Below are 25468 nucleotides of genomic sequence, written 5' to 3'. Positions count from 1 at the left end.
GTGACGTCCTCACCTGCCGAGGACGTGTTCGCGGCCCCAGGCGCCGAGAGGTTCGAGTGCCTCGTTCAGCGACACTCCGAGCGGGGTCAGTGAGTACTCGACGCGAGGGGGCACCTCGTCGTGGGCCTCGCGGTGCACGATGCCGTCGGCCTCCAGTTCGCGCAGGTGCGAGGCGAGCACCTTCTCGGAGACGCCCGCCAGGGACCTGCGCAGCTCGCCGAAGCGGCGCGGGCGGTCCGTCAGCTCCCAGAGGATCAGCACCTTCCACTTTCCGCCGATCACGTCCATCGCCGCGTCGATGCCGCAGATGAACATGCCCGGCCTGCGCGGGACTGTCACGACGCCTCCACCTGCTCGCTCACTTCAGAGTGCGTACGCACTCCGAAGTGCGTACTTGATCATTCCAGGGCCCTCGACCAGCCTAGGCGGCATGAACGACGACACTTTCGAACGCTCTCCCCTCACGGTCCTCGGGCTCGGCGCCATGGGGACGGCGCTGGTGCGGGCCTGGCTCGCCGTGGGCCTGAAGCCGACCGTCTGGAACCGCACGCCCGGCAAGGCCGAGGCGCTGGCCTCCCAGGGGGCGAGGCCCGCCGCGACGGCGGCCGAGGCGGTGGCCGCGAGCGATCTCGTGGTGGTCTGCCTCCTCGACGACGCCTCGGTCGTGCAGGCCCTGGACGGGATCGACCTGACCGGCAAGGACCTGGTGGACCTCACCACCCGCACGCCCGCCGAGGCCCGCACCCGCGCCAGGTGGGCCGAGGAGCGCGGCGCCCGCTTCCTGGACGGCGGGATCATGGCCGTCCCGCCGATGATCGGTGTTCCGGAGGCCGGCGGGTACGTCTTCTACAGCGGTTCGCGGGCGCTGTTCGACGAGCACCGTGCGACGTTGTCGATCCCGGCCGGCACCGAGTACACCGGTGAGGACCCCGGCGCCGCTTCTCTGCACGACGTGGCACTGCTGAGCGCGATGACGGGGATGTTCGCCGGTATCGCGCACGCCTTCGCGCTGATCCGCAAGTCGGATGTCGCGCCCACGAGCCTGGCTCCGCTGCTCGCCGGCTGGCTCAACGCCATGACGCAGAGCGTCCAGGAGCAGGCCGAACGCCTGGAGAGCGGCGACTACACGCGGGGGGTGGTCTCCAACCTCGCCATGATGTCCGAGGGCAACGCGACGCTCCTGCGCACGGCACAGGAGCAGGGCGTCACCCCCGAGCTCCTCGCCCCGTTCATGGCGTTGATGGAGCGCCGGGTCGCCGACGGGCATGGTGAGGAGGACGTGACGGGCGTCGTCGAGCTCCTGGTCCGCTGAGCGCCGGATTCCGGCCCGTCACGCCGGGCGGTGGGCGCCCAGCCCGGTGAGGGAACGCACGGACAGCTCGTCGTAGCCCTGCGGCTCGGCCTTCTCCCGGCTCAGCAGACTGCCCGCGATCGCGCACAGGAACCCGAACGGGATGGACACCAGCCCCGGGTTCTCCAGCGGGAACAGCTGGAAGTCCACCCCCTTGGGCAGGAGCGAGAGGTTCCTGCCGGTCTCCGGATCGACCTTGCCCGAGACGACCGGGGACAGCAGCACCAGCAGGAGGCTGCCGGCGAGCCCCCCGTAGATCCCCGCGAGCGCCCCCGTCGCGGTGAACCGCTTCCAGAACAGCGACAGGACGATCGCGGGGAGGTTGGCGGAGGCCGCCATGGCGAACGCCAGCCCCACCAGGAAGGCGACGTTCAGGTTCCGCGCCACCACCGCCAGCATGATCGCCAGCGTGCCGATGAGGAACGCCGCGACCCGGGCGACCGCGACCTCCTGCGACTCGCGCGGCCGGCCCAGCATCAGCACGTGGCCGAAGTAGTCGTGCGCCAGCGAGGTGGAGGAGGCCAGCACCAGCCCGGAGACCACCGCGAGGATCGTCGCGAAGGCGACCGCGCCGATGAAGGCCAGCAGCAGGTCGCCGCCGAGCCGCCCGCCCAGGTGGCTGCCGAGCTCGTGGGCGAGCTGCAGCGCCGCGGTGTTGCCCGCCGGGTCCTGCTCGGAGATGGCCTTCTCGCCGACGAGCGCCGCGGCGCCGAAGCCCAGCGCCAGCGTCATCAGGTAGAACACGCCGACGAGGCCGATCGCCCAGTTCACCGAGCGGCGCGCGGCGCGGGCGTCGGGCACGGTGAAGAACCGGCCGACGATGTGCGGCAGGCCCGCCGTGCCCAGCACGAGGGCGAGCGCCAGGCTGATGAGGTCCAGCTTGTTGAGGACCGTGCGCACGGTGTCGCCCCGGACGTCCTGCCCGTAGCGCCCGCCGGGCTGCAGGAACCCCGACGAGCCGCTGGCGTCGGCCGCCGCGCCCAGCATGGTGCTGAGGTTGAAGCCGAACCGGCCGAGCACCAGCGCGGTCAGCACGACCGTGCTGGAGATGAGCAGCACCGCCTTGATGATCTGCACCCAGGTGGTGGCCTTCATCCCGCCGAACATCACATAGAAGATCATCATGACGCCGACGCCGGCGATGGTGAGCACCTCGGCGGCCTCGCCGGACACGCCCAGGAACGTCCCGCCGGAGTGGATGCCCAGCAGCATCGACACCAGCGCGCCCGCGCCGACCATCTGGGCCAGCAGGTAGAACACCGACACGGTGACGGTCGAGACGGCCGCGGCCGTCCGCACCTTCGGCCGGCTCCTGGCCCGGTACGACAACACGTCCGCCATGGTGAAACGCCCGGCGTTGCGCATCATCTCGACCAGCAGCAGGCTGAGCAGCCACGCCACCAGGAAGCCGATCGAGTACAGGAAGCCGTCGTACCCCGACAGCGCGATGAGCCCCGCGATGCCCAGGAACGAGGCGGCCGACATGTAGTCGCCGGCGAGCGCCACCCCGTTCTGCGCCCCGGAGAACATGCGTCCCCCGGCGTAGAAGTCGTCGGCGCTGCGGGTGTTGGCCCGCGCCCAGAACGTCACGCCGAGCGTGATGACGATGAAGACGACGAACAGGGCGATCGTCAGCGTCCGCCCGTCACCGGTCGCGGAGATCACGCCTGCCCCCCGCCCGCGGGTTCGTCGGCCGGGAACCAGTCGTCCATGCGCCCCCGCTCGGCCATCATCCGCGTGTAGGCCTCCCGCCGCCGCTCCGCCTCCTCGCAGATCTGCGCGGCCAGCGGGTCGAGCCGCCGCCGCGCGTAACGCGAGTAGCACCAGGCCAGCAGGAACGTCGAGGCGAACTGCGACATCCCGAACACCAGCGCCACGTTGACGTTCCCCACCACCGGCTGCGCCATGAATCCGCGCGCGAACGCCGACAGCCCGATGTAGAGCAGGTACCACCCGAGGAACAGCACGAAGAGCACCGAGATGAGCCGCCGGAACCGGCTCCTCAGCAGCCGGAACCTCCGGTCGCCGACGATGATGGAGCAGTCGTACCCGCCCACTCGTTCACTTCCCCGCCGCGGCCGCGGCGCCGAGTACCCGGCCATGCCAGCCCCCGCCCCCATAAGCAGTGTGCAGCCCTTCGACTCCGTATCGAGATCAAACGATAACTATGAGTACACGCTTTTTCTCAGGAATACGCGAACCCGCCACACCCTTGACTCGGCAAGTCAGGGAACGTCAGCGGCCGCGGGGACGATCGTCCCCGCGGCCGCTGACGTGCGAGCGGTCGTCAGGAGGGGCTGAACCGCCGGAGGCGGAGGCTGTTGCTCACGACGAAGACGCTGGAGAAGGCCATGGCCGCGCCGGCGAGCATCGGGTTGAGCAGTCCAGCGGCCGCGAGGGGCAGGGCGGCGACGTTGTAGGCGAAGGCCCAGAACAGGTTGCCCTTGATGGTGCCCAGGGTGCGCCGGGACAGGCGGATCGCGTCGGCCGCCGCGCGCAGGTCGCCGCGGACGAGGGTCAGGTCGGCGGCCTCGATGGCGACGTCCGTTCCGGTGCCCATGGCCAGGCCCAGGTCGGCCTGGGCCAGGGCGGCCGCGTCGTTGACGCCGTCGCCGACCATGGCGACGACCCGGCCTTCGGCCTGCAGCTCCTTGACCACGGTGACCTTGTCCTCCGGCATGACCTCGGCGTGGACCTCGGTGATTCCGACGGAAGCGGCGACGGAGCGGGCTGCGGCCTCGTTGTCGCCGGTCAGCAGGATCGGGGTGAGCCCCAGGGCGCGGAACTGGGTGATGGCTTCGGCGCTGGTCTCCTTGATGGTGTCGGCGACGACCAGGAGGGCGCGCGCCGCGCCGTCCCAGCCGACCGCCACGACGGTCCTGCCGGACGCCTCTGCCTCCTGCTTGGCGGCGGACAGGGACGCGGGCAGCGGCTGCGACCACTCGGCCAGGAGCCGGGGCCGGCCGACGAGCACCGCGTGCCCGTCCACCATGCCCTGGACGCCCAGGCCCGGCACGTTCTGGAAGTCCGCGACGGGCGGCAGCGCCCCCGTCCGCTCCGCGGCGGCCTTGGCGACGGCCTGGGCGATCGGGTGCTCCGAGGCGTCCTCCAGGGCGCCGGCGAGGCGCAGGACCTCCTCCTCGTCCTCGCCGGGGGCGGTGACGACCGCGGCGAGGCTCATCCTGCCGTGGGTGACGGTGCCGGTCTTGTCCAGGACGATGGTGTCGATCCGGCGGGTGGACTCCAGGACCTCGGGGCCCTTGATGAGGATGCCGAGCTGGGCGCCGCGGCCGGTGCCCACCAGCAGGGCGGTGGGGGTGGCCAGGCCCAGGGCGCACGGGCAGGCGATGATGAGGACGGCGACCGCGGCGGTGAAGGCGGTGGCGGCCTCCGCGCCGGAGCCCAGCCAGAAGCCGAGGGTGGCGACGGCCAGGGCGATCACCACCGGCACGAAGATCCCGGAGACGCGGTCGGCGAGCCGCTGGGCCCGGGCCTTGCCGTTCTGCGCCTCCTCCACCAGCCGCGCCATCTGGGCGAGGCGGGTGTCGGAGCCGACCCGCACGGCGCGGACGACCAGCCGCCCGCCGGCGTTGACGGTCGCGCCGGTGACGGCGTCGCCGACGCCGACCTCCACGGGCACGGGCTCGCCGGTGATCATGCTGGTGTCGACGGCGGACGCGCCCTCGACGATCACCCCGTCCGTGGCGATCTTCTCGCCGGGCCGGACGACGAACAGGTCGCCGACGGCCAACCAGTCGATCGGGATCGTGGTCTGGGCGCCGTCGCGCAGCACGGTCACGTCCTTGGCGCCCATCTCCAGCAGGGCGCGCAGCGCAGCGCCGGCCCGCCGCTTGGAGCGTGCCTCGAAGTACCGTCCGGCCAGAAGGAAGACGGTGACCCCGGCGGCGACCTCCAGGTAGATGTTGCCGCTGCCGTCGGTGCGTTCCACGGTGAGCTCGAACGGGTGCTTCATGCCGGGCTCGCCGGCGTGCCCGAAGAACAGCGCGTAGAGCGACCACAGGAAGGCCGAGGCGGTGCCGAGCGAGACGAGGGTGTCCATCGTCGCGGCGCCCAGCCTGAGGTTCTTCCAGGCGGCGAGGTGGAACGGCCACGCGCCCCACACCACGACGGGCGCGGCGAGGGTGAGCGAGGCCCACTGCCAGTTGCGGAACTGCAGCGCCGGGATCATCGCCATCGCGATCACCGGGACGGCCAGCACCAGGCTGACGATCAGCCGCTGCCGCAGCGTCCGGAGGGCGGAGTCCTCCGGAGAGGGCGCCTCGCCGCTCTCCTCCCGCGGCGGGGCGGGCAGTTCGGCGGTGTAGCCGGCCTTCTCCACCTGGGAGATCAGGTCCTCGGGCGTGATCCCGGGCCCGTAGGAGACGCTCGCCTTCTCGGTGGCGTAGTTGACGCTGGCGCTGACGCCTTCGAGCTTGTTGAGCCGCCGTTCGACGCGGTTCGCGCAGGAGGCGCAGGTCATCCCGCCGATCGACAGTTCGATCCGGTCCTGCACGGGGTTCATCAGGGCCTCCTCACGAGGTCGGTGGTGACGGTGGATCGTTCAGTATGCGCGAGCATGCGTTCAGCCATGGGTAGTGCGCCGTCAGACGCACTTCTTTCAGTGGACGTGGACGGTGAATTCCGCGGTGTGGACCCGGCCCTCGTGCTGGAAGTCCAGGTAGAGCCGGTGGTCACCGCCGGACGGGGCTTCGGCGAAGAAGGTGATGTCCGGCCCGGGGGCCGTCTTGCCGTCGCCGGGAGCGCCCTCCGGATGGACATGAAGATAGGCGAGGTCGTCCTTGCGCAGCGCCACGAGGTGCCCGTAGGCGCCCAGGTACGGCTGGAGGTCGGTGACGGGCTTCCCGTCCCTGCTGACGCTCATGGTCAGCTCGCTGGTCCCGCCCGCGGTGAGCGTGCCGTCGAGGGTGACGGTGTACCCGTCCACCTCGGCGGTCTCGGAGGCTGCGGGCAGCGGGCGCTCGGTGGCCGAGCCAGGCACCTCCGTGTCGAGCGTCAGCACCTGGGCGCTTCCGCCGGTGGGCTTGAAGTCGGCGAACGCGCGGTACCCGCCGGGCTCGCCCAGCGGGGACTCGACCTCCCAGGCGCCGTCAGGGCGAAGCTCCGGGTGGACGTGGCGGAACCCCGAGAGGTCCTTGCGAACGACGATCAGGTGCATCTTCTTGTCGTGTTCAACGTCGTAGGAGGTGACGGGCTTCCCGTCCTGTCCGGTGACGAGGAAGGCGAACCGTCCGTCCGGCGCGTCCGCCCGGCTGATCGCGAGTTCCGCGGCGGCGGCGGGCTCGGGTTCGGGGGCCGCGTGGTCGCCGTGGTCGCCGTGGGCGGCTGCGGGGCTGCTCTGGACGTGCTCGGGCCGTTCGGCCCGGTCGGGTCCGAGGAGCTGTCCAGCTCCGAGGGACACGCCGAAGACGCCTGCCATCCCCAATGTGAACGCGCTGAGCTTCACCGCGGTGTTCATGGTCTCTCCTTAGGTCCGTCACCTTCCTGAACCATATACCCCCTAGGGGTATTTCGCGGAGATGGTGTGACGCGAGTCACCGATGCGCGAAGTGAAGGAGGAGGCCGGACCCTGAGGGTCAGAGGCGCTCGCCCATCCAGATGACGTGCTCGTTCTCGGTCAGCACCGCGAACCCCAGCGCCCCGTAGAAGCCGACGGCACGGCGGTTGTCGGGGGAGACGCCCAGGTGGAGCCCGGGGGATCCGGCCCGCCGGAGCTGCTCGCGGAGCCGGTCCATCAGCCTGCGCCCGTACCCCTTGCCCTGCGTCCGCGGCAGGAGGTCGATGTGCAGGTGCGACGGGTATCCCGCGACGATCTCGTCCGGAGCGGGGTGGAAGTGGTGGATCGCGTACATGGCCCGCTCGTCCGGCGTCGCGGGCTCACCCGGGTCGGGGTACCGCTCCCGCAGCGGAGGCCACCACTCCTCCTCGCACCGCTTCTCGAACGCGCGGGTGTCGGGCGCTCCGAGGATGTAGCCGAGGACGTCGCCCTCCTCCTCGACGACCGACGCGAAGTCGGGGCACAACTTCAGATACGCCCCGGCATAGACATGCCCCAGGAGCTCCGGGTCGGTGAACAGGTGAGTGGCGTCCTCCCCGGAGGCGCCGGTGCGCAGGCAGATGTCATAGACGGCGGCCTCGTCACCCGGCCGGAACTCGCGGATCATCACCGCTCCCCTCTCAGTACCTTGAGCACCATGCCAGATCTCTTCGTCTACGGCACGCTCCGCTTCCCCGAGGTGCTGGACGCCCTGCTGGGCAGGGTGCCCGAGCTGACCCCGGCCGGGGCACCGGGATGGCGGGCGGCGGCGCTGCCCGGACGGGTCTACCCCGGGCTGGTCCCCGCCGCCGGAACCGCGGACGGCCTGCTGGTCGGCGGCCTCGGCGCGGACGAGCTCGCGCTCCTGCACGCCTACGAGGACGTCGAATACGAAGTGGTCGAGATCCGCCTCACCGACGGCCGGCCCGCGTTGGCCTACCGGTGGCTGCACGAGGCGCTGGACGAGGACTGGGACCCGGAGTGGTTCGCCACCCGGGTCCTGGCCGCCTACGTCCCGGGCTGCGCGGCCTGGCGGGCGGAGTACCGGGCGGGTCCGGGGGCGTTCCCCGGACCCTCGGGACGCGGCTAGGGCACCAGCGCGACCTTGCCGGTGACCTGGCGGTTCAGCAGGGCGTCCAGGACCTGCCCGGCCTCGGCCAGCGGCCGGACGGCCGGTGCGATCGGGTCGATCCGGCCCTCGGCGACGAGGTCCAGCGCCTCCCGGTGCAGCGCCGCCTGCTGCCCGGGCGCGGTCATGGACCAGCCGCCCCAGTCCACGCCGACGATCGAGCGGTTGCGCAGCAGCACCTGGTTGAGGGGGAGGGAGGGGATCCCTCCGGTGAAGCCGATCACCGCGTACCGGCCGTGGTCGCGCAGGGCGCGCAGCGCCGGGTCCGCGAGCGCGCCGCCCACCGGGTCGTAGACGACGTCCACGCCGCCTTCGGAGAAGGCGCGGGCGGCGGTCTTCACGTCCTCGGAGGAGGTGTCCACCACGGCGTCGGCGCCGGAGGCCAGGGCGGCCTCGCGCTTCTCCGGGGAGGACGCCCCGGCCAGCACCTTCGCGCCCAGCGCCTTGGCGACCTGGACGGCCGCGAGCCCCACGCCGCCGCCCGCGCCCAGCACCAGGACGGTCTCGCCCTCCTGCAGCCCGGCCCGGTTGCGCAGCGCGTACAGCGCGGTGCAGTAGGACTGCGTGAAGGTCGCCGCACGGGGGAAGTCGAGCACGTCCGGGATCACCACGGCCGCCCCGGCCTGCACCACGACCTGCTCGGCGAAGCCGCCGACGCCGCACAGCGCGACGACCCGGCTGCCGACGGCGGGCCCCTCCACTCCGGGTCCGAGCGCCTTGACGGTCCCGGCGATCTCCCCGCCCGGCACGAAGGGCAGCGGAGGCTTGATCTGGTAGCGCCCGTGCAGGAACAGCCCGTCCACGTAGTTCGCCCCGGCCGCCGCCACCTCGATGAGGACCTGTCCGGGCCCCGGCACCGGCTCGGGCGCCTCAACAGTTTCCAGAGATCCCAGTTTTTCCACCGTGAATGCACGCATTTTGGCAGACTAAGGGGAAGTGATCTCGGGCACAGGGACCGGGGGTGCCCCGGCCCCGCCCGGTGTCAGTCCAGGTCCTGGAGGGGGTAGCGCAGGCCCATGTGCGAGGGGCGGAAGCCGACCTTCTGGTAGAAGCGGATGGCGTCGGGGCGCTGCCGGTCGCTGGTGAGCTGCACGACCCGGCAGCCCATCGCGCGGGCCTCCTCGATGGCCCAGCGCAGCATGGCGTGGCCGACGCCGCGCCCCCGCAGGTCGCCGGCGACCCGGACGCCCTCGATCTGGGCGCGGGAGCTGCCCATGTAGGTGAGTCCGGGGATGTAGGTGAGCTGGAGGGTGGCGATGACGTCGCCGTCGGTGTCGGCGACGATCAGCCGGTTGTGGGGGTCGGCGTCGATGGCGGCGAACGCCTTCTCGTAGTGCTCGTTGACCTCGGCCGACTCGCGGGAGCTGCCCAGCACGTCGTCGGCGAGCAGCCTGACGATCTTCTCGAGATCGGCGCGGGTGGCGTCGCGGAAAACGGGCTGCTTGCGGGTGGTCATGGCCCGCAGGGTATCCGGCGTCCGGAACACCCTGTCCGGTGGCTTCCTTGTAACGCCGGGTTGTAGTACTACGCGTTGTAGTACTACATTGGGTGGAGGTTGGAGACGCAAGGAGGCGTACCGGTGAAGGCGACCATGTATCGCGACGCGGCGAACCCGCTCGCAGTACGCAGGGACACCGACGAGCACTGGACCGATCTGGCCGAGTGCAGGGGGGCGGACCCGGAGCTCTTCTACCCGATCTCGGACGCGGGCCCGGGGCGGGACGTGATGGCCGAGGCCAAGCGGATCTGCCACCGCTGCCCGGTGGCCGCCGCGTGCCTGGACTGGGCGCTGCGGGCCGGCGAGCCGGCCGGAGTGTGGGGCGGGACGACCCCGGAGGAAAGGCGTTACCTTCGCCGCTGAAAGGGCGGGTCGAGGTAATCCAAGAACTTATCGGGTATATCGGTCGTTAACCTGAAAAACGACAGATAGGGCAGGTTCCCGATGAGCGACCGAGGCCGGGCATTCGGCCGCAGAGCCGCTGGAGAGCTGACCGTTCAGGCCACCCGCGCCCTGTCGGGCGCGGCCCTGGTGGGCGGGATGCTCGCGCTGATGTGGCTGCTGGAGTCCATCGACTACGTTCTCGGCGGATGGCTCGACCTCTACGGCATCCGCGCTCTCTACCTCCCCGACCTCCCCCAGATCTTCAGTGCTCCCTTCCTGCACGGGAACTTCGAGCATCTCATGGCCAACACGGTGCCCTTCGCGGTGCTGGGCTTCGTGGCCGCGCTGCGCGGGCCTGGCAAGTTCGTGCTGATGAACCTCATCGTCATCGTGATCGGCGGGCTGGGCGTCTGGTTCACCGGCCCGCCGGACTCCGAGACGCTCGGCGCCAGCCTCCTGGTGTTCGGCTACTTCGGCTACATCCTCGGCCGCGGCTTCTTCGAACGGCACTTCGGCGACACCCTCATCGCCGTGGCCGCCTTCATCGTCTACGGGGGCATCCTGTACGGCGTGCTGCCCACCAACACCATGGTCTCCTGGCAGGGCCACCTCTTCGGGCTCATCGGCGGCCTGACGGCCTCCTACGTCCTGCGCCGCCGCAGAACCGCCGAGACCGACCCGGTGCCCTACGGGGTGTGACTCACCGTGGGCGTACGGAGACGTCCGTGACGACGGCGTCGGCGGGCGTCTCCAGCGCGCCGAGGACGGCCCGGGCGACGGTCGAGGGGGCGATGTAGTCGGCGGGCTCGTACGGCCCGCCCTCCTGGGCGCGGACCCTGCGCTGCATCTCGGTGGCCGTGCGGCCCGGGTAGACGCTCGTCACCCGGATGCCCGGCTCCTCCTGGCGCAGCGCGTCCGCGAGGGCCTTCAGGCCGTGCTTGCTCGCCGCGTACGAGGCCCAGCCGGGGTTGGCGCGCAGCCCGGCGCCGGAGTTGACGAACACCACATGCCCCGACGCGGCGCGCAGGGACGGCAGCAGCAGCCTGGTCAGCTCCGCGGCGGCCACCAGGTTGACCATGAGCTGGTCGATCCACTCGTCGGCCTCCTGCTCGGCCACCCGGCCCAGCTCGCTCACCCCGGCGCTGTGCACCACGCCGTCCAGCACGGGGGGCAGGTCGGCGACGGCCAGGGCGGCCTCGATCCGGCGCGGCTCGGACAGGTCGAGGGGCACCGTCCGGACGTGCTCGGCCTGCTCGCCCGCGGACGCGCCGTCGGGCCGCGGCAGCGCCCAGCCCTGCGTCTGCCCGTAGGGCGCGGCGGCGAACCGGGAGGCGATCGCGGCCAGCCGCTCGGGAGAGCGCCCCGACAGGATCAGGTCGTGCCCGTGCTCGCGCAGCAGCTCGGCGGTGGCCAGCCCGATGCCCCCGGTGGCCCCGGTGATCAGATAAGTGCCCATCTTCCTGCCCCCAGTCCTCGACCTCGCTCAGTTGGGCCGCAGCACGCGGGTCACCCCGGCGATCAGCGCGGTGGCGAGAATCCACCCCGCTGCGATGATCCCGTACGCCAGCCACTGGGTCCACCCCACCGCGTCCCAGGCCGCCCGCTGCCCGAACGCCCCGATCGGGACCATCAGGTCGATGACGTAGGCGAACGCGTTGAAGTCGGGCAGCTCCGCGGGCTCCTTGAGCGGCCGGGGCGGCACCCTGCCGAACACGGCGGTGCCGAAGGCGACGATCGCGGCCAGCCAGCCGAAGGCCTGCCAGGGCCGGTACCCGTAGCCAACGGTGTAGTCGAGCAGTGCGCTCCACGCCCGGGACGGCCAGGACAGCGTGCGGCGGCGCCGGCGCATCTTCAGCAGCTGGGTGCGCCGGGCCAGGTGCTCGTTGCCGTCCCTGAGGTACCAGGCGGCGAGCTGCTCGTACGGCTGGGGCCGGAACCCCTCGGGGTCCCGGCTCACCCAGTCGACGCGCCGGGTGACGCCGCCGCCGCGCAGCGACTCGTAGGTGGCCCCGGTCAGCCGCAGCTGCTCCGGCCAGCGCTCCGGATCGTCGAGCAGCACGCCGAACCTGGCGTACGACATCGAGACCAGGCCCTCGATCGGCTCGGACGGGGTGAGGATCAGCTCGCTGACGGTGGCGTGGCTGAGCTGGAGCGCCACATGGCCCGGACGCCGCAGCGGCCCCGCCTGGTCGAACGAGAGCGTCCCGTCGATCCGCGCCCCCCGGAGCTTGACGGTGCCCTCCGCCTGGAAGCCCCGGGCGCACTCCATCGCGTCGGTCACCGTGATGTTCTGCCCGTCCAGGGCGATGCGCCCGGGGTTGGACAGGCGGGCGCCTTCCAGGAAGAAGCCGCCGGTCATCCGGGCGCCGGTCAGCCGCACCCCGCCGGTGATCTCGGCGTTCCGGACGAACACGCCGCCCTCGACGAGCAGTGCCCCGGCGAAGAACGCGTACCTCTCGTCCCCCGCCGTGATCTTCGTGCCGTTCATCCGGAGCCCGCTGGACAGCTGGGCCCGCACCAGCTTGACCTGGCCCTCGACGACCGAGCCGGAGAGGCTGACGTACCCCTCGGCGCGCAGCCCGCTCCCGTCGAAGCCCGGCATGACGCAGTCGGTGAGGCGCAGTTCCCTGGTGCGGGCGTCGTTGAAGCGCGGCGCCTCGTCCAGGACGCACCTCTCCAGCCGCAGCTCGCGCTCGACGGTGCCGCCGGAGACGTCCAGGCGGCCGGTCACGCGTGCCCCCCGCAACCGGACCGCCGGGACGAAGCCCTGCTCGGCCTCCTGCGCGCCCAGCAGCAGCCGGGCGATCACGGACGCCGAGACGAGGGCGTCGGGCTCGTCGGTCAGATCCACCAGGACGCCCCTGGCATGGGCGTCCCACAACCGCTGTTCGGCGCTGTTCAGTTCGGGCTCCCGGTCGTGTTCGGCTTAGAAGAAGCCCCGCTTGCGGCCCGCCTGCTGGAGGAAGGAGTCGATCTCCTGCTCCCAGTTGGTGTTCTCGAAGCCGGTGTTCGGCACGGTGAAGCGGCTGAACGTGTCGTGGCTGCCGCCGAACATCGTGCGCTTGTCCAGCTCGAGGATGACCTCGGTGGTCTGGGGGTTGCTGACGAAGGTCACCTCCAGCTGCTTGATGTGCTGGGAGTAGCGGCCGCCCGGGTGGAACTCGATCTCCTGGTAGAAGGGCAGGAGCTGGGTGACGCCGTAGATGCGGCCCTTCTCGCAGTCGGCGTTGCGGAAGTGGAAGCCCAGGTTGGAGAAGGCCGCGAGGATGCGCTCCTGGGCGGGCAGCGGGTGCACCGCGACGGGGTCGAGGTCGGTGGCGTCGACGGCGCGCGCGACCTCCAGCTCGGTGGCGACGCCGACGGTGGTGCCGCGCAGCGGCTGGCCGTACATGTGGGTGAGCGGGGTCTCCCACGGCGCCTCGAGCTGGAACGGGAAGCTGTGGCGCACGCCCGGCTGGAGCTGGAACGCCCCGGACAGGTGGGCCTTGGCGTACTTCTCGTTCTGGGTGTACTCGTTGTCGCCGCTCTCCACCTCCACGCGGGTGACGAGGGCCACGTTGATCCCCAGGATCTCCGCGGTGCTGTCGCCACCGGTCAGATGGATGTCACCGGCGATGATTCCGCCGGGCCGGACGTTGGAGTCCCTCAGGATCGTCTCGATGGAGGGTCCACCGACTCCGAAAGCGCTGAGCAGCTTCTTGAAGACCATTCTTCCGCATCTCCCTTGAGGTGGGTGGGACCGGTGTGGCCGGCCGTCACTGTTCTCTTAGTCGCGTGGAGGAACCAGTACGTTCCGTTATGATCTTCCGCAACTATGTGGTATGAGTCACACTCCGGACGGGGTCTGGGAAGTCTTGCCACTGTTACCGGCGGGTAGCATCATCAATAGTTACTAACCGGTAGACGCGGGTGCGCGGCAACCCGCCGAGTAAGACGGGGTGTCACCCATGGGGCACTACAAGGCCAACCTTCGCGACATCGAGTTCAACCTCTTCGAGGTGTTCGACCGCCAGGAGGTCCTCGGCAAGGGTCCTTACGAGGACATGGACGAGGACACCATGCGCAGCATCCTCGACGAGGTCAACCGCCTGACCACCGGCCCGGTCGCGGAGTCCTTCGAGGACGCCGACCGCAACCCGCCGAAGTTCGACCCGGTCACCGGCGAGGTGAAGATGCCGGAGTCGTTCAAGAAGTCCTACAAGGCGTGGATGGACGCCGAGTGGTTCCGCCTCGACCTCAACCCCGAGCTCGGCGGCTCCCAGGCCCCGCGCTCCCTCGTGTGGGCGGTGGCCGAGCAGGTACTGGGCGCCAACCCGGCCGTCTTCATGTTCTCCTCCGGCCCCGGCTTCGCCCAGATCCTCTTCAACGAGGGCAACGAGGCGCAGAAGCGGTTCGCCGAGCTGGCCGTCGAGCGCCAGTGGGGCGCCACGATGGTGCTGACCGAGCCCGACGCGGGCTCCGACGTCGGCGCCGGCCGCGCCAAGGCGGTCCAGCAGCCCGACGGCACCTGGCACATCGAGGGCGTGAAGCGCTTCATCACCTCGGCCGAGCACGACATGTCCGAGAACATCTACCACCTGGTGCTGGCCCGCCCCGAGGGCGCCGGACCGGGCACCAAGGGCCTGTCCCTGTTCCTGGTCCCCAAGTACCACGTGGACCTGGAGACCGGTGAGCTCGGCGAGCGCAACGGCGTCTACGTCACCAACGTCGAGAAGAAGATGGGCCTCAAGGTCTCCACGACCTGCGAGCTCACCTTCGGCGAGAAGCACCCGGCGGTCGGCACGCTGGTCGGCGACAAGCACGACGGCATCCGCCAGATGTTCCTGGTCATCGAGTACGCCCGCATGATGGTCGGCACCAAGGCCATCGCGACGCTGTCGACCGGCTACCTGAACGCCCTGGAGTACGCCAAGGAGCGCGTGCAGGGCGCCGACCTGACCCAGCAGGCCGACAAGACCGCCCCGCGCGTCACCATCACCCACCACCCGGACGTCCGCCGCTCGCTGATCACCCAGAAGGCCTACGCCGAGGGCATGCGCGCGCTGGTCATGCTGACCGCGAGCTACCAGGACGCGATCGCGATCGCCCAGTACGAGGGCCGCCACGACGCCGCGGCGGAGAAGATGAACGACCTCCTGCTGCCGATCGTCAAGGGCTTCGGCTCCGAGCGCTCCTACGCGCTGCTGGGCGCGGAGTCCCTGCAGACCCTGGGCGGCTCGGGCTTCCTGCAGGAGTACCCGATCGAGCAGTACATCCGGGACTCCAAGATCGACACCCTCTACGAGGGCACCACCGCGATCCAGGGCCTGGACCTGTTCTTCCGCAAGGTCCTCCGCGACCAGGGCGCCACCCTGAACGTCCTGCTGGGCGAGATCAAGGAGTTCGCGGCGTCCGAGGCCGGCAACGGCCGCCTGAAGAACGACCGCGCCCTGCTGGCCCAGGCCGTGGCCGACACCGAGGGCATCCTCGGCGCGATGGTCAACGCCGCGCTCGGCTCGATGGAGAACCCGAAGGAGATCTACAAGGTCGGGCTGAACACCACCCGCCTGCTGATGGCCCTCGGCGACACCGTCGTGGCGTGGCTGCTGCTGCGCCAGTCCGAGGTGGCCCTGAACAGGCTGGGCGGCGAGGTCTCCGAGGCCGACCGCAACTTCTACACCGGCAAGGTCGCCGCGGCGCAGTTCTTCACCGCGAACGTCCTGCCCCGCATCACCTCGGACCGCCTGATGGCCGAGAACACCACCCTGGACGTCATGGAGCTCCCGGAGGAGGCCTTCTAAGGCCTGGGACCCTCCGTCCTGACGGACCCGGACCCGTACGAGGCCCCGGCACGGATTCCGTGCCGGGGCCTCGCCGTCCGTCCGGGAACGGCCGCGCACGGTGATCGCGCACACACGGGGACCCACGTGTCCGCCGGTCTGGAGTTGGGGAGACCTTTACCAAAAGCTCCAGCTTCGGGAAAGGCAGCGGTCATGCGCTTCAGTCTGGCGATCTTCCTCTTCACCGTGGGCGCCATCCTCAAGTTCGCCATCAAGGCGGACGGCGACCCGGTGGACATCAACGCGATCGGCGTCATCTTCATGATCATGGGTGTGGTGACCCTGGTCCTGCAGTACCTGCCCGCCCGGCAGGTCGACCCCGAGGTCGTGCCGCACCTCGAGCGGCCGGGCGACGGGCCCGAGGTCATCGTCCGCGAGGTGCCCGTCCGCGAGGCCCGCACCCGCAGGGACCGCGACGTGATCGACTGAAACCCTCCTGCGGTGTCGCAGTCTGCCCGAAGATTCGCGTCTGACGCGGTGGTGACGGGGTAAATCTTCCGGTGGGACATGGTAGGAGCTGAGTGATCTGTGCCACGATGGGACTAGATCTCCCTTACGCGATCCGCCGTGACCCGGCGGGAACGAGGAGGCTCCGACCACCTGGAAGGTACGGCGACCCCGTGCTCCAGGCAGACGAAGGAGGCGGTCGTGACCCTTGACGCGCACACCGTGCACGACACCGAACTCATCCAGCTGCTCACCCCCGAGGGCGAGCGGCTCGAACACCCCGACTACCCGCTCACGCTCTCCGACTCCCAGCTTCGCGACCTCTACCGCGACCTGGTCGTCGTGCGGGCGCTGGACCGGGAGTCCGTGGCCCTCACCCGGCAGGGCGAGCTCGGCCTGTGGCCCTCGCTGCTGGGCCAGGAGGCCGCCCAGGTCGGCTCCGGCCGGGCCCTGGGGGCGGGGGACATGGTCTTCCCCACCTACCGCGAGCACGGCGTGGCCTACTGCCGCGGCCTGCCGCTGCTGAACATCCTCAAGCTGTTCCGCGGCGTCGACCTCGGCGCCTGGGACCCCAGGGAGTACGGCTTCCACCTGTACTCGATCGTCATCGGCAGCCAGACGCTGCACGCCACCGGCTACGCCATGGGCATCCAGCGCGACGGCCGCCACGGCACCGGCATCGGCGACGCCGCGATCGCCTACTTCGGCGACGGGGCCACCGCCCAGGGCGACGTCAACGAGTCGTTCGTCTGGGCCTCCGTCTACAACGCGCCGATCGTGTTCTTCTGCCAGAACAACCAGTGGGCGATCTCCGCGCCGCTGGAGCGCCAGACCCGCATCCCGCTGTACCGCCGCGCCCAGGGCTTCGGCTTCCCCGGCGTGCGGGTGGACGGCAACGACGTGCTGGCCTGCCTGGCCGTCACCCGCAGGGCCCTGGACCTGGCCAGGACCGGCCGCGGCCCCACCCTGATCGAGGCGTTCACCTACCGGATGGACGCCCACACCACCACCGACGACCCCACCCGCTACCGGCACTCCGACGAGCTGGAGGCCTGGAAGCTCAAGGACCCGATCGCCCGGTTCCGGGCGTACCTGTCGCGCAGCGGCCTGGCCTCGCCCGACTTCTTCGACGAGATCGACGCGCAGGCCAAGCGGGAGGCCGCCGACCTGCGGAGCGCCTGCCTGGCCCTGCCCGACCCGCCCCCCGCCGAGCTGTTCGACCGGGTCTACGCGGGCCCCCACGCGGTCCTGGCCGAAGAGAAGGCCGCTTACGACTCCTACCTGGCGGGGTTCCGGTGAACGACGCGATCGAGACCATGCCCAGGCCGCGCAGCGAGACGCTGACGCTGGCCAAGGCGCTCAACCAGGGCCTGCGCAAGGCCATGGCCGACGACCCGAAGGTCCTGGTCATGGGCGAGGACGTCGGGCGCCTCGGCGGCGTCTTCCGGGTGACGGACGGCCTGCACCAGGAGTTCGGCGAGGACCGGGTGATCGACACCCCCCTCGCCGAGTCCGGCATCGTCGGCACCGCGATCGGCCTGGCGCTGCGCGGGTACCGGCCGGTGTGCGAGATCCAGTTCGACGGGTTCGTCTTCCCGGCCGCCGACCAGATCATCACCCAGCTCGCCAAGATGCGGATGCGCTCGCGCGGCGCGGTCGAGCTGCCGGTGGTCGTGCGCATCCCGTGCGGCGGCGGCATCGGCGCGGTCGAGCACCACAGCGAGTCGCCCGAGGCGTACTTCGCGCACACCGCGGGCCTGCGCGTGGTGGCCTGCGCCAACCCCGTGGACGCCTACTGGATGATCCAGCAGGCCGTGGCGTGCCCCGACCCGGTGATCTTCTTCGAGCCCAAGCGCCGCTACTGGGACAAGGCGCAGGTCGATCCGGCCGACGGGGCGGTGCCCTTCGACCGCGCCGTGGTGGCCCGTCCCGGCACCGACGTGACGCTGCTGGCGTACGGGCCCATGGTCAAGACCTGCCTGGAGGCCGCGCAGGCGGCCCAGGAGGACGGGCGCTCCCTGGAGGTCGTGGACCTGCGCTCGCTCTCCCCCCTGGACACCGGGACGGTCCTGGAGTCGGTGCGCCGCACCGGCCGCTGCGTGGTGGTGCACGAGGCCCCGGTGTTCGGCGGCTTCGGCGGCGAGCTCGCCGCCCGCGTCACCGAGCACTGCTTCTACCGGCTGGAGGCCCCGGTGCTGCGCGTCGGCGGCTTCGCCACCCCCTATCCCCCCTCGAGGCTGGAGGACCACTACCTCCCCGACCTCGACCGGATTCTGGACGCGGTGGACAGGAGCTTCTCGTGGTGAGGCACTTCAGGCTCCCCGACGTGGGGGAGGGGCTGACCGAGGCGGAGATCGTCAGGTGGCACGTGCGGGAGGGCGACCCCGTCGAGCTCAACCAGACGGTCGTGGAGATCGAGACGGCCAAGGCCATCGTCGAGCTGCCCAGCCCGTACGAGGGGGTGGTCAGCGAGCTGCTGGCGGCCGAGGGCGACACCGTGGCCGTCGGGACGCCGATCATCGGCGTGCGCGAGCCGGGGGAGGAGCCGTCCGCGACGCCGGAGGCGCCCGCGGCCGGGGAGCCGGAGCCCGCCGAGCCCGCGCCCTCGGGGCGCACGCCCGTCCTGGTGGGTTACGGCGTGAAGCCCGGCAGCACCCGGCGCCGGCCCCGCAAACCGGCGGCCACCCGTCCGGCGGCCTCGCCTCCGGCGGGCAGGGCGCTGGCCAAGCCGCCGGTGCGCAAGCTCGCCAGGGACCTCGGCGTCGACCTCGCGTCGATCGTGGGCACCGGACCCGAGGGGACGGTCACCCGCGAGGACGTGCGGGCGTCGGTCGAGGCCCCCCTCGCGCCCGAGGCCCCTCCCGCACCCGAGGCTCCCGCCGCGCCGGGACGGGAGCGGTCCGCGACGCGGCGGGAGAGCCCCGACGAGGAGCGGATCGCGGTCAAGGGGGTGCGCAGGGCCACGGCGGCCGCGATGGTCTCCTCGGCCTTCTCAGCCCCGCACGTGACGGAGTTCCTGCAGGTGGACGTCACGCCCGCGGTGAAGACGGTGAAGCGGCTCCGCGCCCTCCCGGAGTACGCCGAGACCAAGGTCACCCCCATGCTGCTGGTGGCCCGCGCGCTGCTGACGGCGGTCCGCCGCCACCCCATGATCAATTCCTCCTGGGACGAGGAGGCCCGGGAGATCGTGGTGAAGCGCCGCGTCAACCTGGGCGTGGCCGTCGCGGCCGAGCGCGGCCTGCTGGTGCCCAACCTCAAGGACGCCCACGCCCTGCCGCTGCCGGAGCTGGCCGCCGGTCTCGACGCCCTGATCCGCAAGGCCCGCGACGGCCGGTGCGAGCCCGCCGACCTGACCGGCGGCACCATCACCATCACCAACGTGGGGGTCTTCGGCGTGGACGCCGGCACCCCGATCCTCAGCCCCGGCGAGGTCGCGATCCTGGCCGTGGGCAGGATCCGCGAGCTGCCCTGGATCCACAAGGGCAGGATCAGGCCGCGATCGGTGGTGACCCTGTCCCTGTCGTTCGACCACCGCGTCGTCGACGGCGAGCTCGGCTCGGCCGTCCTGCGCGAGACGGGCGCCCTCCTGGAGGAGCCCTTCCGCCTGCTGGCCCTCGGCTGAGCCCGTCCTTCCGGGGGGCGTCCGGCCCCCCGGAAGGCGGCCTACTCGCGCGACAGCGCGCGGGTGGCCCCCGCCGCCACGGTCAGCCCGAGCAGCAGGCCCGCGGCGACCAGGACGTTCGCGGCCACCTGGTAGACCCCCTCGGGGGCGAAGACCGCCTCCTGTCCGAGCGAGCCGATCGGCAGCAGCAGGTCCAGCGTGTAGAAGAAGGCGTTGAAGTGCGGGTGGTGCCCGTCGTCCAGGATCCCCGGCTTCTCGATCGTGAAGAGGATCGTGCCCGCCACCTGGAGTGCGCCCAGCCAGGCCAGGGCGCGGAACGGCTTGTAGCCGTAGCCGACCAGGAAGTCCTGGAGGTAGCCGAAGATCCGGTGGTGCCAGGGCAGGGTGGCGCGCCGGTCGCGCTGCTTGGCCAGCAGGACCGCGCGGGTGTCGGCCTCCAGGCCGATCGTGCGGTAGGTGGCCGACAGGCGCTCGTACGGCTGCGGCTGGTAGCCGTCCTTGTCGCGGCGGATCCACTCCAGCCGCTTGGGGGCCTCCAGCGGCGGTTCGAGCATCTCGTAGGCGAGGCCGTCGAGCTGGAGCGAGGAGGCCCAGGTGACCGGGTCGTCCCGCAGCAGGGCGATCTTGGCGTAGGAGAGGTCGACCACGCCCTCGACCGGCACGGCGGGGCGCAGCAGCAGCTCCTCGGCGGTCAGCCGCTGCACGCTCAGCGCGGTGCCGTCGGGGTTGGCCAGCCGGGCGCCCTTGAAGCTGAGCTGGCCGCCGATCTTGGCCCCGGCGAACGTGGCCTCGCCCAGGCAGGTGAACCCGTCGGAGCAGTAGACGTCGATGTCGACGACGAGGTCGTCGGCGTTCAGGGCGCGCCCGCGGTGGTTGAGCCGGGCGCCCACCAGCGACAGGTAGCCGCCGACGCGGGCGCCGCGCAGCCGCACCTCGCCCTCGGCGGTGAAGCCGTCGTCGCAGAAGACGTTCGCCCCCACGTCCAGCCGGGACGCGTACAGCGCGGGCCCGCCGGAGTTGCGCAGGCTGGCGCCGCGGAAGATCAGCTGCCCGCCGATCCGGGCGCCGGGCAGCCGCACCTCGCCCTCGGCCACGAAGCCGCGGTCGCAGTAGATGTTGGCCTCGACCTGGAGCCGGTCGGCCAGCAGCGACTCCTCGGCCGGGTTGGTCAGCTGCACGCCCGAGAGGTTGAGGATGCCGCCGATGTGCGCCCCGTCCAGCAGCACCCCGTTGGTGATGACGCTGCCCTCCAGCCACAGGTGGCCGTCGACGCGCACGCCCGAGGCGACCAGGCCGGGCATGCGGCACTGCATGAGGTGCACCGACTGCAGCTGCGCCCAGTACAGCCGGGGCTGCTCGGCCAGCACGCACTCGGTGAGCGTCAGCGGGACCTCCACGTGCGCGTGGCCGAGGTCGAGCGCGCCCGTCACGTAGGCGCCGCGCAGCTGCAGCTTGGGCACCTGGCCGGGCTCGGGCTCCCGGGCTCCGGTGAGCAGCGCGACCAGGACCGAGGCGCGCACCCGGCGGTGCGGGCCCCACTGGTCGGCCTGCGCGGCGTCGAGCGGGGTCAGGTCCACCAGCTCGCCGGCGGGGAAGGCGTCCCATACCCGGCGCTCGGCGGGAGTGAGGTCCAAGACGTCCAAGGACTGGCTCCTGGGGGGAGGGTCGCGCACGTGGCGTACGCTTTCGGATTGCCGTCAACACTAAAACAGTGATCAGTCGCGGGCGAGGTCCGCAGGGGAGGAAGCGTAGTGGCGCGTGTGGTCGTCGAGGTCATGCTGAAGCCGGAGATCCTGGACCCGCAGGGTCAGGCGATCGCCCGGAAGCTTCCGCAGATGGGCTTCGAAGGGGTGACCGCGGTCCGCCAGGGCAAGCGGTTCGAGATCGAGCTGGCCGGCCCCGCCGACGAGGCCGCGGTGGAGCGCATCCGCGAGCTGGCCGGCACGCTGCTGGCCAATCCGGTGATCGAGGATTTCGAAGTGCGCGTGGACTGACGGGAGACAAGCCTGCCTTGTCGCGTTCCAGCCGGTAACGAATTCAAACGATCCGCCGCCCCGTGATTATCGCGGATACCGCGGGGAACTGTTAGGTCCGTCCGACTTTCCGAGGTGGGCCTGGTGGATATGAAATTCTCGCTGGCTTTGCCCTGTGAGGAGCTGAGCGTGCCGGTGATCCGCCGGGTGCTCGGAGACGCGCTGCGGGGGCTCGGCGTTTCCGGAGACTGCATTCACGACATTCTCGTGGCCGCCTCAGAGGCGTGCACGAATGTCGTCAGGCATTCCTCGACCCGTGAATACGAGGTCACCGGACGCATCGACGAGGACACCTGTGTGCTCTCGGTCACCGACCACGGCGACGGGCTCGGCCCCGTGTCGCGCCCGTCGGGGGATCTCGCCGAGTCCGGCCGCGGCCTGGACATCATGAACTCCCTGATGGACGACCTCACCCTCACCACCACGTCCGACGGGGTGCGCGTCGTGCTGAGCAAACGACTGACCTGGAGCGATGAGGCGCTCATCCGCCGCCTCGAATCTGAACTGGTCCGTAGCGCCGGGTAGGTTATGCCGGTAGACGGACGTCCTCACCTGGGACGCCGAGGACAGCAATGGAGTGCCGATGGCCCGTGTGGGCGTCATCACTTTTCCTGGTTCCCTCGATGATCGTGACGCCGCCAGAGCGGTGCGCATAGCGGGCGGAGAGCCCGTGGCCCTGTGGCACGCCGACACCTCCCTGCGGGGAGTGGACGCGGTGGTCCTGCCCGGCGGCTTCTCCTACGGGGACTACCTGCGCGCCGGGGCGATCGCCCGGTTCGCCCCGCTGATGGAAGAGCTGATCCCCGCCGCCAGGGCCGGGCTGCCGGTCCTGGGCATCTGCAACGGATTCCAGGTGCTGGCCGAGGCCCACCTGCTGCCGGGCGCGCTCATGCCCAACGCCGAGGGCCACTTCGTCTGCCGCGACCAGCGGCTGCGGATCGAGAACGCGCGCACGGCCTGGACGTCGGAGTACGCCCAGGGCCAGGAGATCGTGGTCCCGCTGAAGAACATGGACGGCCGTTTCACCGCGTCCGCCGAGACCGTCGCCGAGCTGGAGTCGTCCGGCCGGGTCGTCGCCCGGTACATGGACGTCAACCCCAACGGCTCGCTCAACGACATCGCCGGCGTCACCAACGAGGCCGGCAACGTGGTGGGGCTCATGCCGCACCCGGAGCACGCCGTGGAGTCCCTCACCGGCCCGACCACCGACGGGCTCGGTTTCTTCACCTCGATCGTCAAGGGCCTGATCAACGCATGAGCGGTACCGACAACGTCGCCCTCGCCCACCGGACCCCCGAGCAGCCCCAGCCGTACAAGGAACTGGGCATGAACGACGAGGAGTACCAGAAGGTACGCGACATCCTCGGCCGTCGCCCGACCGCCTCGGAGCTGGCCATCTACTCGGTCATGTGGTCCGAGCACTGCTCGTACAAGAGCTCCAAGATCTACCTGCGCCAGTTCGGCGAGAAGGCCCCCAAGACCGACAAGCTGCTGGTCGGCATGGGGGAGAACGCCGGTGTCGTGGACGTCGGGCAGGGCTGGGCGGTGACCTTCAAGGTCGAGTCGCACAACCACCCGTCGTTCGTCGAGCCCTACCAGGGCGCGGCCACCGGCGTCGGCGGCATCGTCCGCGACATCATCTCGATGGGCGCCCGCCCGGTCGCGGTGATGGACTCGCTGCGCTTCGGCGCGGCCGACGCCCCCGACACCCGCCGGGTCCTGCCCGGCGTGGTCAGCGGCATCGGCGGCTACGGCAACTGCCTCGGCCTGCCCAACATCGGCGGCGAGACGGTCTTCGACCCCTGCTACCAGGACAACCCGCTGGTCAACGCCTTGTGCATCGGCGTGCTGCGGCACGAGGACATCCACAAGGCGTCGGCGTCCGGCACCGGCAACAAGGTCGTGCTCTACGGCTCCTACACCGGCCCCGACGGCATCGGCGGCGCGTCCGTGCTGGCCTCGGCGAGCTTCGACGAGGAGTCGCAGGCCAAGCGGCCCTCGGTGCAGGTCGGCGACCCGTTCATGGAGAAGCTGCTCATCGAGTGCTCGCTTGAGCTGTTCCAGAGCGGCCTGGTGGAGGGCATCCAGGACCTCGGCGCGGCCGGCGTCTCCTGCGCGACCACCGAGCTGGCCGCGGGCGGCTCCGGCGGCATGGCCGTCGAGCTGGACCGCGTCCCGCTGCGCGACCCGAACCTGCTCCCCGAGGAAATCCTCATGAGCGAGTCGCAGGAACGGATGATGGCGGTCGTCACGCCGGAGAACGTCGAGCGGTTCATGGCCGTCTGCGCCCGCTACGAGGTGCCCGCCACGGTCATCGGCGAGGTCACCGACACCGGCCGCCTGGTGATGACCTGGCACGGCGAGGTCATCGTCGACATCCCGCCGCGCACGGCCGCGCACGACGGCCCGGTCTACGAGCGTCCGGTCGCGGTGCCCGCCGACCAGGCGCGGCTGCAGGCCGACACCCCGGGCCGGCTCGCCCGCCCGTCCAACCGGGACGAGCTGCGCAAGACGGTGTTGTGGCTGGCCGGTTCGCCGAACCTGGCGTCCAAGGAGTGGATCACCTCCCAGTACGACCGCTACGTGCTGGGCAACACCGTGCTGGCCCAGCCGGAGAACGCCGGCGTCGTGCGCCTGGACGACGAGACGGGCCTGGGCGTCGCGCTGGCCCTGGACGGCAACGGCCGCTACACCCGGCTCGACCCGTACGCGGGCGCGCAGCTGGCGCTGTCGGAGGCGTACCGCAACGTCGCGGCGACGGGCGCGCAGCCGCTGGCCGTCACCAACTGCCTGAACTTCGGCTCCCCGGAGGACCCGGGCGTCATGTGGCAGTTCTCCCAGGCCACCGCGGGCCTGGCCGACGCCTGCCTGGCGCTGGGCATCCCGGTCACCGGCGGCAACGTCAGCTTCTACAACCAGACCGGCAGCACCCCGATCAACCCGACACCGGTGATCGGCGTGCTGGGCGTGCACGCCGACGTCCGCCGCCGCACCGCGATGGCGTTCGCCGCCGAGGGCCACAAGCTCGTCCTCCTGGGCACCACCCGCGAGGAGTTCGGCGGCTCGGAGTGGGCGCACGTCATGTACGGCCACCTCGGCGGCCTCCCGCCGCGGGTGGACCTGCCCGCCGAGGCGGCGCTGGGCTCGGTGCTCATCACCGCGGCCCAGGAGGGCCTGGTGTCCGGCGCCCACGACCTCTCCGACGGCGGTCTCTCCCAGGCCCTCGTGGAGGCCTCCCTGCGCGGCGGCCTCGGCGTCCGCGTGGCCCTGCAGGAGGACCCGTTCACGGAGCTGTTCTCCGAGTCCGTGGCCCGCGCCGTGGTGGCCGTCCGCCCCGAGGCCGAGGCCCGCTTCGTGGACATCTGCGGCCAGGCGGGCGTGCCGCTCACCACCATCGGCGTGGTCGGCGGCGACGCCTTCACCCTGGACGGCGTCTTCTCGATCCCGCTGTCCGAGCTCCGCGAGGCGCACACCGGCACCATCCCGGGCCTCATGGCCTGACGCCCTGCGCGACTCGTGCCGCAGAGCCCGCCCCTTCCGGGGGCGGGCTCTGCGTCTTTCTCCACCGCAGGCGCGGCGGGGCCTCGGCGGAGACGGACGGGACTCCCGAGGCGGAGGTGCGGCCGTGGCG

At 71.3% G+C, this 25468-nt stretch carries 25 protein-coding genes; 13 read left to right on the top strand and 12 right to left on the bottom strand.

Annotated elements, in window-relative coordinates; genetic code table 11:
* Positions 1-9 precede the first annotated feature (9 nt).
* On the bottom strand, positions 10-339 hold the full coding sequence (locus tag C2865_RS01050; protein ID WP_106396374.1) for a winged helix-turn-helix transcriptional regulator: 330 nt from the start codon (positions 337-339) through the stop codon (positions 10-12).
* Between the two features lie 91 nt (positions 340-430).
* Here C2865_RS01050 and C2865_RS01045 point away from each other — a divergent pair, with 91 nt between their 5' ends.
* Complete coding sequence (locus C2865_RS01045) at positions 431-1312, top strand: NAD(P)-dependent oxidoreductase (protein ID WP_106396373.1); 882 nt, start codon at positions 431-433, stop codon at positions 1310-1312.
* A gap of 18 nt (positions 1313-1330) precedes the next feature.
* Here C2865_RS01045 and C2865_RS01040 read toward each other — a convergent pair whose 3' ends face one another.
* From C2865_RS01040 to C2865_RS01020, 5 genes are all read right to left on the bottom strand, one after another.
* On the bottom strand, positions 1331-3016 hold the full coding sequence (locus C2865_RS01040) for a solute symporter family protein (RefSeq protein ID WP_232835279.1): 1686 nt from the start codon (positions 3014-3016) through the stop codon (positions 1331-1333).
* A complete protein-coding gene (locus C2865_RS41710) occupies positions 3013-3408 on the bottom strand; it encodes a DUF485 domain-containing protein (RefSeq protein WP_232835278.1) in 396 nt (131 codons plus the stop codon). Before C2865_RS41710 ends, C2865_RS01040 begins: the two co-directional genes overlap by 4 nt.
* A gap of 230 nt (positions 3409-3638) precedes the next feature.
* Positions 3639-5873 (bottom strand): heavy metal translocating P-type ATPase, encoded by a 2235-nt coding sequence (locus C2865_RS01030; protein ID WP_106396371.1) that lies wholly within the window; start codon positions 5871-5873, stop codon positions 3639-3641.
* A gap of 96 nt (positions 5874-5969) precedes the next feature.
* On the bottom strand, positions 5970-6827 hold the full coding sequence (locus tag C2865_RS01025) for a hypothetical protein (RefSeq protein WP_106396370.1): 858 nt from the start codon (positions 6825-6827) through the stop codon (positions 5970-5972).
* Positions 6828-6945: 118 nt separating this feature from the next.
* Complete coding sequence (locus C2865_RS01020; protein WP_106396369.1) at positions 6946-7533, bottom strand: GNAT family N-acetyltransferase; 588 nt, start codon at positions 7531-7533, stop codon at positions 6946-6948.
* A 30-nt stretch (positions 7534-7563) separates the two neighbouring features.
* Between C2865_RS01020 and C2865_RS01015 the strand changes: the two genes are divergently transcribed.
* Positions 7564-7995, top strand: a complete 432-nt coding sequence (locus tag C2865_RS01015) for a gamma-glutamylcyclotransferase family protein (protein ID WP_106396368.1) — start codon at positions 7564-7566, stop codon at positions 7993-7995.
* Here C2865_RS01015 and C2865_RS01010 read toward each other — a convergent pair.
* Positions 7992-8951 (bottom strand): NADPH:quinone oxidoreductase family protein, encoded by a 960-nt coding sequence (locus C2865_RS01010; RefSeq protein ID WP_106396367.1) that lies wholly within the window; start codon positions 8949-8951, stop codon positions 7992-7994. The two genes, C2865_RS01015 and C2865_RS01010, sit on opposite strands and share 4 nt — an antisense overlap.
* Positions 8952-9016: 65 nt before the next feature.
* Positions 9017-9490 carry a GNAT family N-acetyltransferase gene (locus C2865_RS01005; protein WP_106397411.1) on the bottom strand — a complete coding sequence of 158 codons (474 nt, stop codon included), beginning with the start codon at positions 9488-9490 and terminating at the stop codon, positions 9017-9019.
* Positions 9491-9625: 135 nt separating this feature from the next.
* Here C2865_RS01005 and C2865_RS01000 point away from each other — a divergent pair, with 135 nt between their 5' ends.
* Together C2865_RS01000 and C2865_RS00995 are read left to right on the top strand one after the other, a co-directional pair.
* A complete protein-coding gene (locus tag C2865_RS01000) occupies positions 9626-9895 on the top strand; it encodes a WhiB family transcriptional regulator (RefSeq protein ID WP_106397410.1) in 270 nt (89 codons plus the stop codon).
* An 81-nt stretch (positions 9896-9976) separates the two neighbouring features.
* Positions 9977-10615 carry a rhomboid family intramembrane serine protease gene (locus tag C2865_RS00995; RefSeq protein WP_106396366.1) on the top strand — a complete coding sequence of 213 codons (639 nt, stop codon included), beginning with the start codon at positions 9977-9979 and terminating at the stop codon, positions 10613-10615.
* Position 10616: 1 nt separating this feature from the next.
* On the opposite strand, the gene C2865_RS00990 is transcribed toward C2865_RS00995, so the two are convergent.
* The 3 genes from C2865_RS00990 to C2865_RS00980 all read right to left on the bottom strand — a co-directional run bounded on the left by C2865_RS00990 (position 10617) and on the right by C2865_RS00980 (position 13625).
* Positions 10617-11372 (bottom strand): SDR family oxidoreductase, encoded by a 756-nt coding sequence (locus tag C2865_RS00990; protein ID WP_106396365.1) that lies wholly within the window; start codon positions 11370-11372, stop codon positions 10617-10619.
* A gap of 27 nt (positions 11373-11399) precedes the next feature.
* Entirely contained in the window at positions 11400-12767 is a 1368-nt protein-coding gene (locus tag C2865_RS00985) for a hypothetical protein (protein WP_232835277.1), read from the bottom strand.
* Positions 12768-12842: 75 nt separating this feature from the next.
* Positions 12843-13625 carry a sporulation protein gene (locus C2865_RS00980; RefSeq protein WP_106396363.1) on the bottom strand — a complete coding sequence of 261 codons (783 nt, stop codon included), beginning with the start codon at positions 13623-13625 and terminating at the stop codon, positions 12843-12845.
* 238 nt (positions 13626-13863) lie between these two features.
* Between C2865_RS00980 and C2865_RS00975 the strand changes: the two genes are divergently transcribed.
* From C2865_RS00975 to C2865_RS00955, 5 genes are all read left to right on the top strand, one after another.
* Positions 13864-15696: an acyl-CoA dehydrogenase gene (locus C2865_RS00975; protein ID WP_106396362.1), complete on the top strand. Its 1833-nt coding sequence runs from the start codon at positions 13864-13866 to the stop codon at positions 15694-15696.
* 192 nt (positions 15697-15888) lie between these two features.
* Complete coding sequence (locus C2865_RS00970; protein WP_106396361.1) at positions 15889-16164, top strand: hypothetical protein; 276 nt, start codon at positions 15889-15891, stop codon at positions 16162-16164.
* A 219-nt stretch (positions 16165-16383) separates the two neighbouring features.
* On the top strand, positions 16384-17481 hold the full coding sequence (pdhA, locus tag C2865_RS00965) for a pyruvate dehydrogenase (acetyl-transferring) E1 component subunit alpha (RefSeq protein WP_106396360.1): 1098 nt from the start codon (positions 16384-16386) through the stop codon (positions 17479-17481).
* 17 nt (positions 17482-17498) lie between these two features.
* Positions 17499-18488, top strand: a complete 990-nt coding sequence (locus C2865_RS00960; protein WP_106397409.1) for an alpha-ketoacid dehydrogenase subunit beta — start codon at positions 17499-17501, stop codon at positions 18486-18488.
* Positions 18482-19804 carry a dihydrolipoamide acetyltransferase family protein gene (locus C2865_RS00955; protein WP_106396359.1) on the top strand — a complete coding sequence of 441 codons (1323 nt, stop codon included), beginning with the start codon at positions 18482-18484 and terminating at the stop codon, positions 19802-19804. Before C2865_RS00960 ends, C2865_RS00955 begins: the two co-directional genes overlap by 7 nt.
* 41 nt (positions 19805-19845) lie before the next feature.
* Here C2865_RS00955 and C2865_RS00950 read toward each other — a convergent pair whose 3' ends face one another.
* Entirely contained in the window at positions 19846-21447 is a 1602-nt protein-coding gene (locus C2865_RS00950; protein ID WP_106396358.1) for a hypothetical protein, read from the bottom strand.
* Positions 21448-21555: 108 nt separating this feature from the next.
* On the opposite strand from C2865_RS00950, the gene purS reads away from it, so the two are divergent.
* From purS to purL, 4 genes are all read left to right on the top strand, one after another.
* Entirely contained in the window at positions 21556-21798 is a 243-nt protein-coding gene (gene purS / locus C2865_RS00945; RefSeq protein ID WP_106396357.1) for a phosphoribosylformylglycinamidine synthase subunit PurS, read from the top strand.
* Positions 21799-21912: 114 nt separating this feature from the next.
* The gene (locus tag C2865_RS00940; protein WP_232835276.1) at positions 21913-22362 is read left to right on the top strand and encodes an ATP-binding protein; all 450 of its coding nucleotides are present in this window, start codon (positions 21913-21915) and stop codon (positions 22360-22362) included.
* Between the two features lie 58 nt (positions 22363-22420).
* Positions 22421-23095, top strand: a complete 675-nt coding sequence (gene purQ / locus C2865_RS00935) for a phosphoribosylformylglycinamidine synthase subunit PurQ (protein WP_106396356.1) — start codon at positions 22421-22423, stop codon at positions 23093-23095.
* On the top strand, positions 23092-25338 hold the full coding sequence (gene purL, locus C2865_RS00930) for a phosphoribosylformylglycinamidine synthase subunit PurL (RefSeq protein WP_106396355.1): 2247 nt from the start codon (positions 23092-23094) through the stop codon (positions 25336-25338). The genes purQ and purL overlap by 4 nt, the downstream gene beginning before the upstream one ends.
* Positions 25339-25468: the final 130 nt, after the last annotated feature.

The organism is Actinocorallia populi, assembly GCF_002995495.1.
Classification (GTDB): domain Bacteria; phylum Actinomycetota; class Actinomycetes; order Streptosporangiales; family Streptosporangiaceae; genus Actinocorallia; species Actinocorallia populi.
The sequence above is the reverse complement of the archived record's forward strand: the minus strand, read 5'-3'. Positions and strand labels throughout refer to the sequence as shown.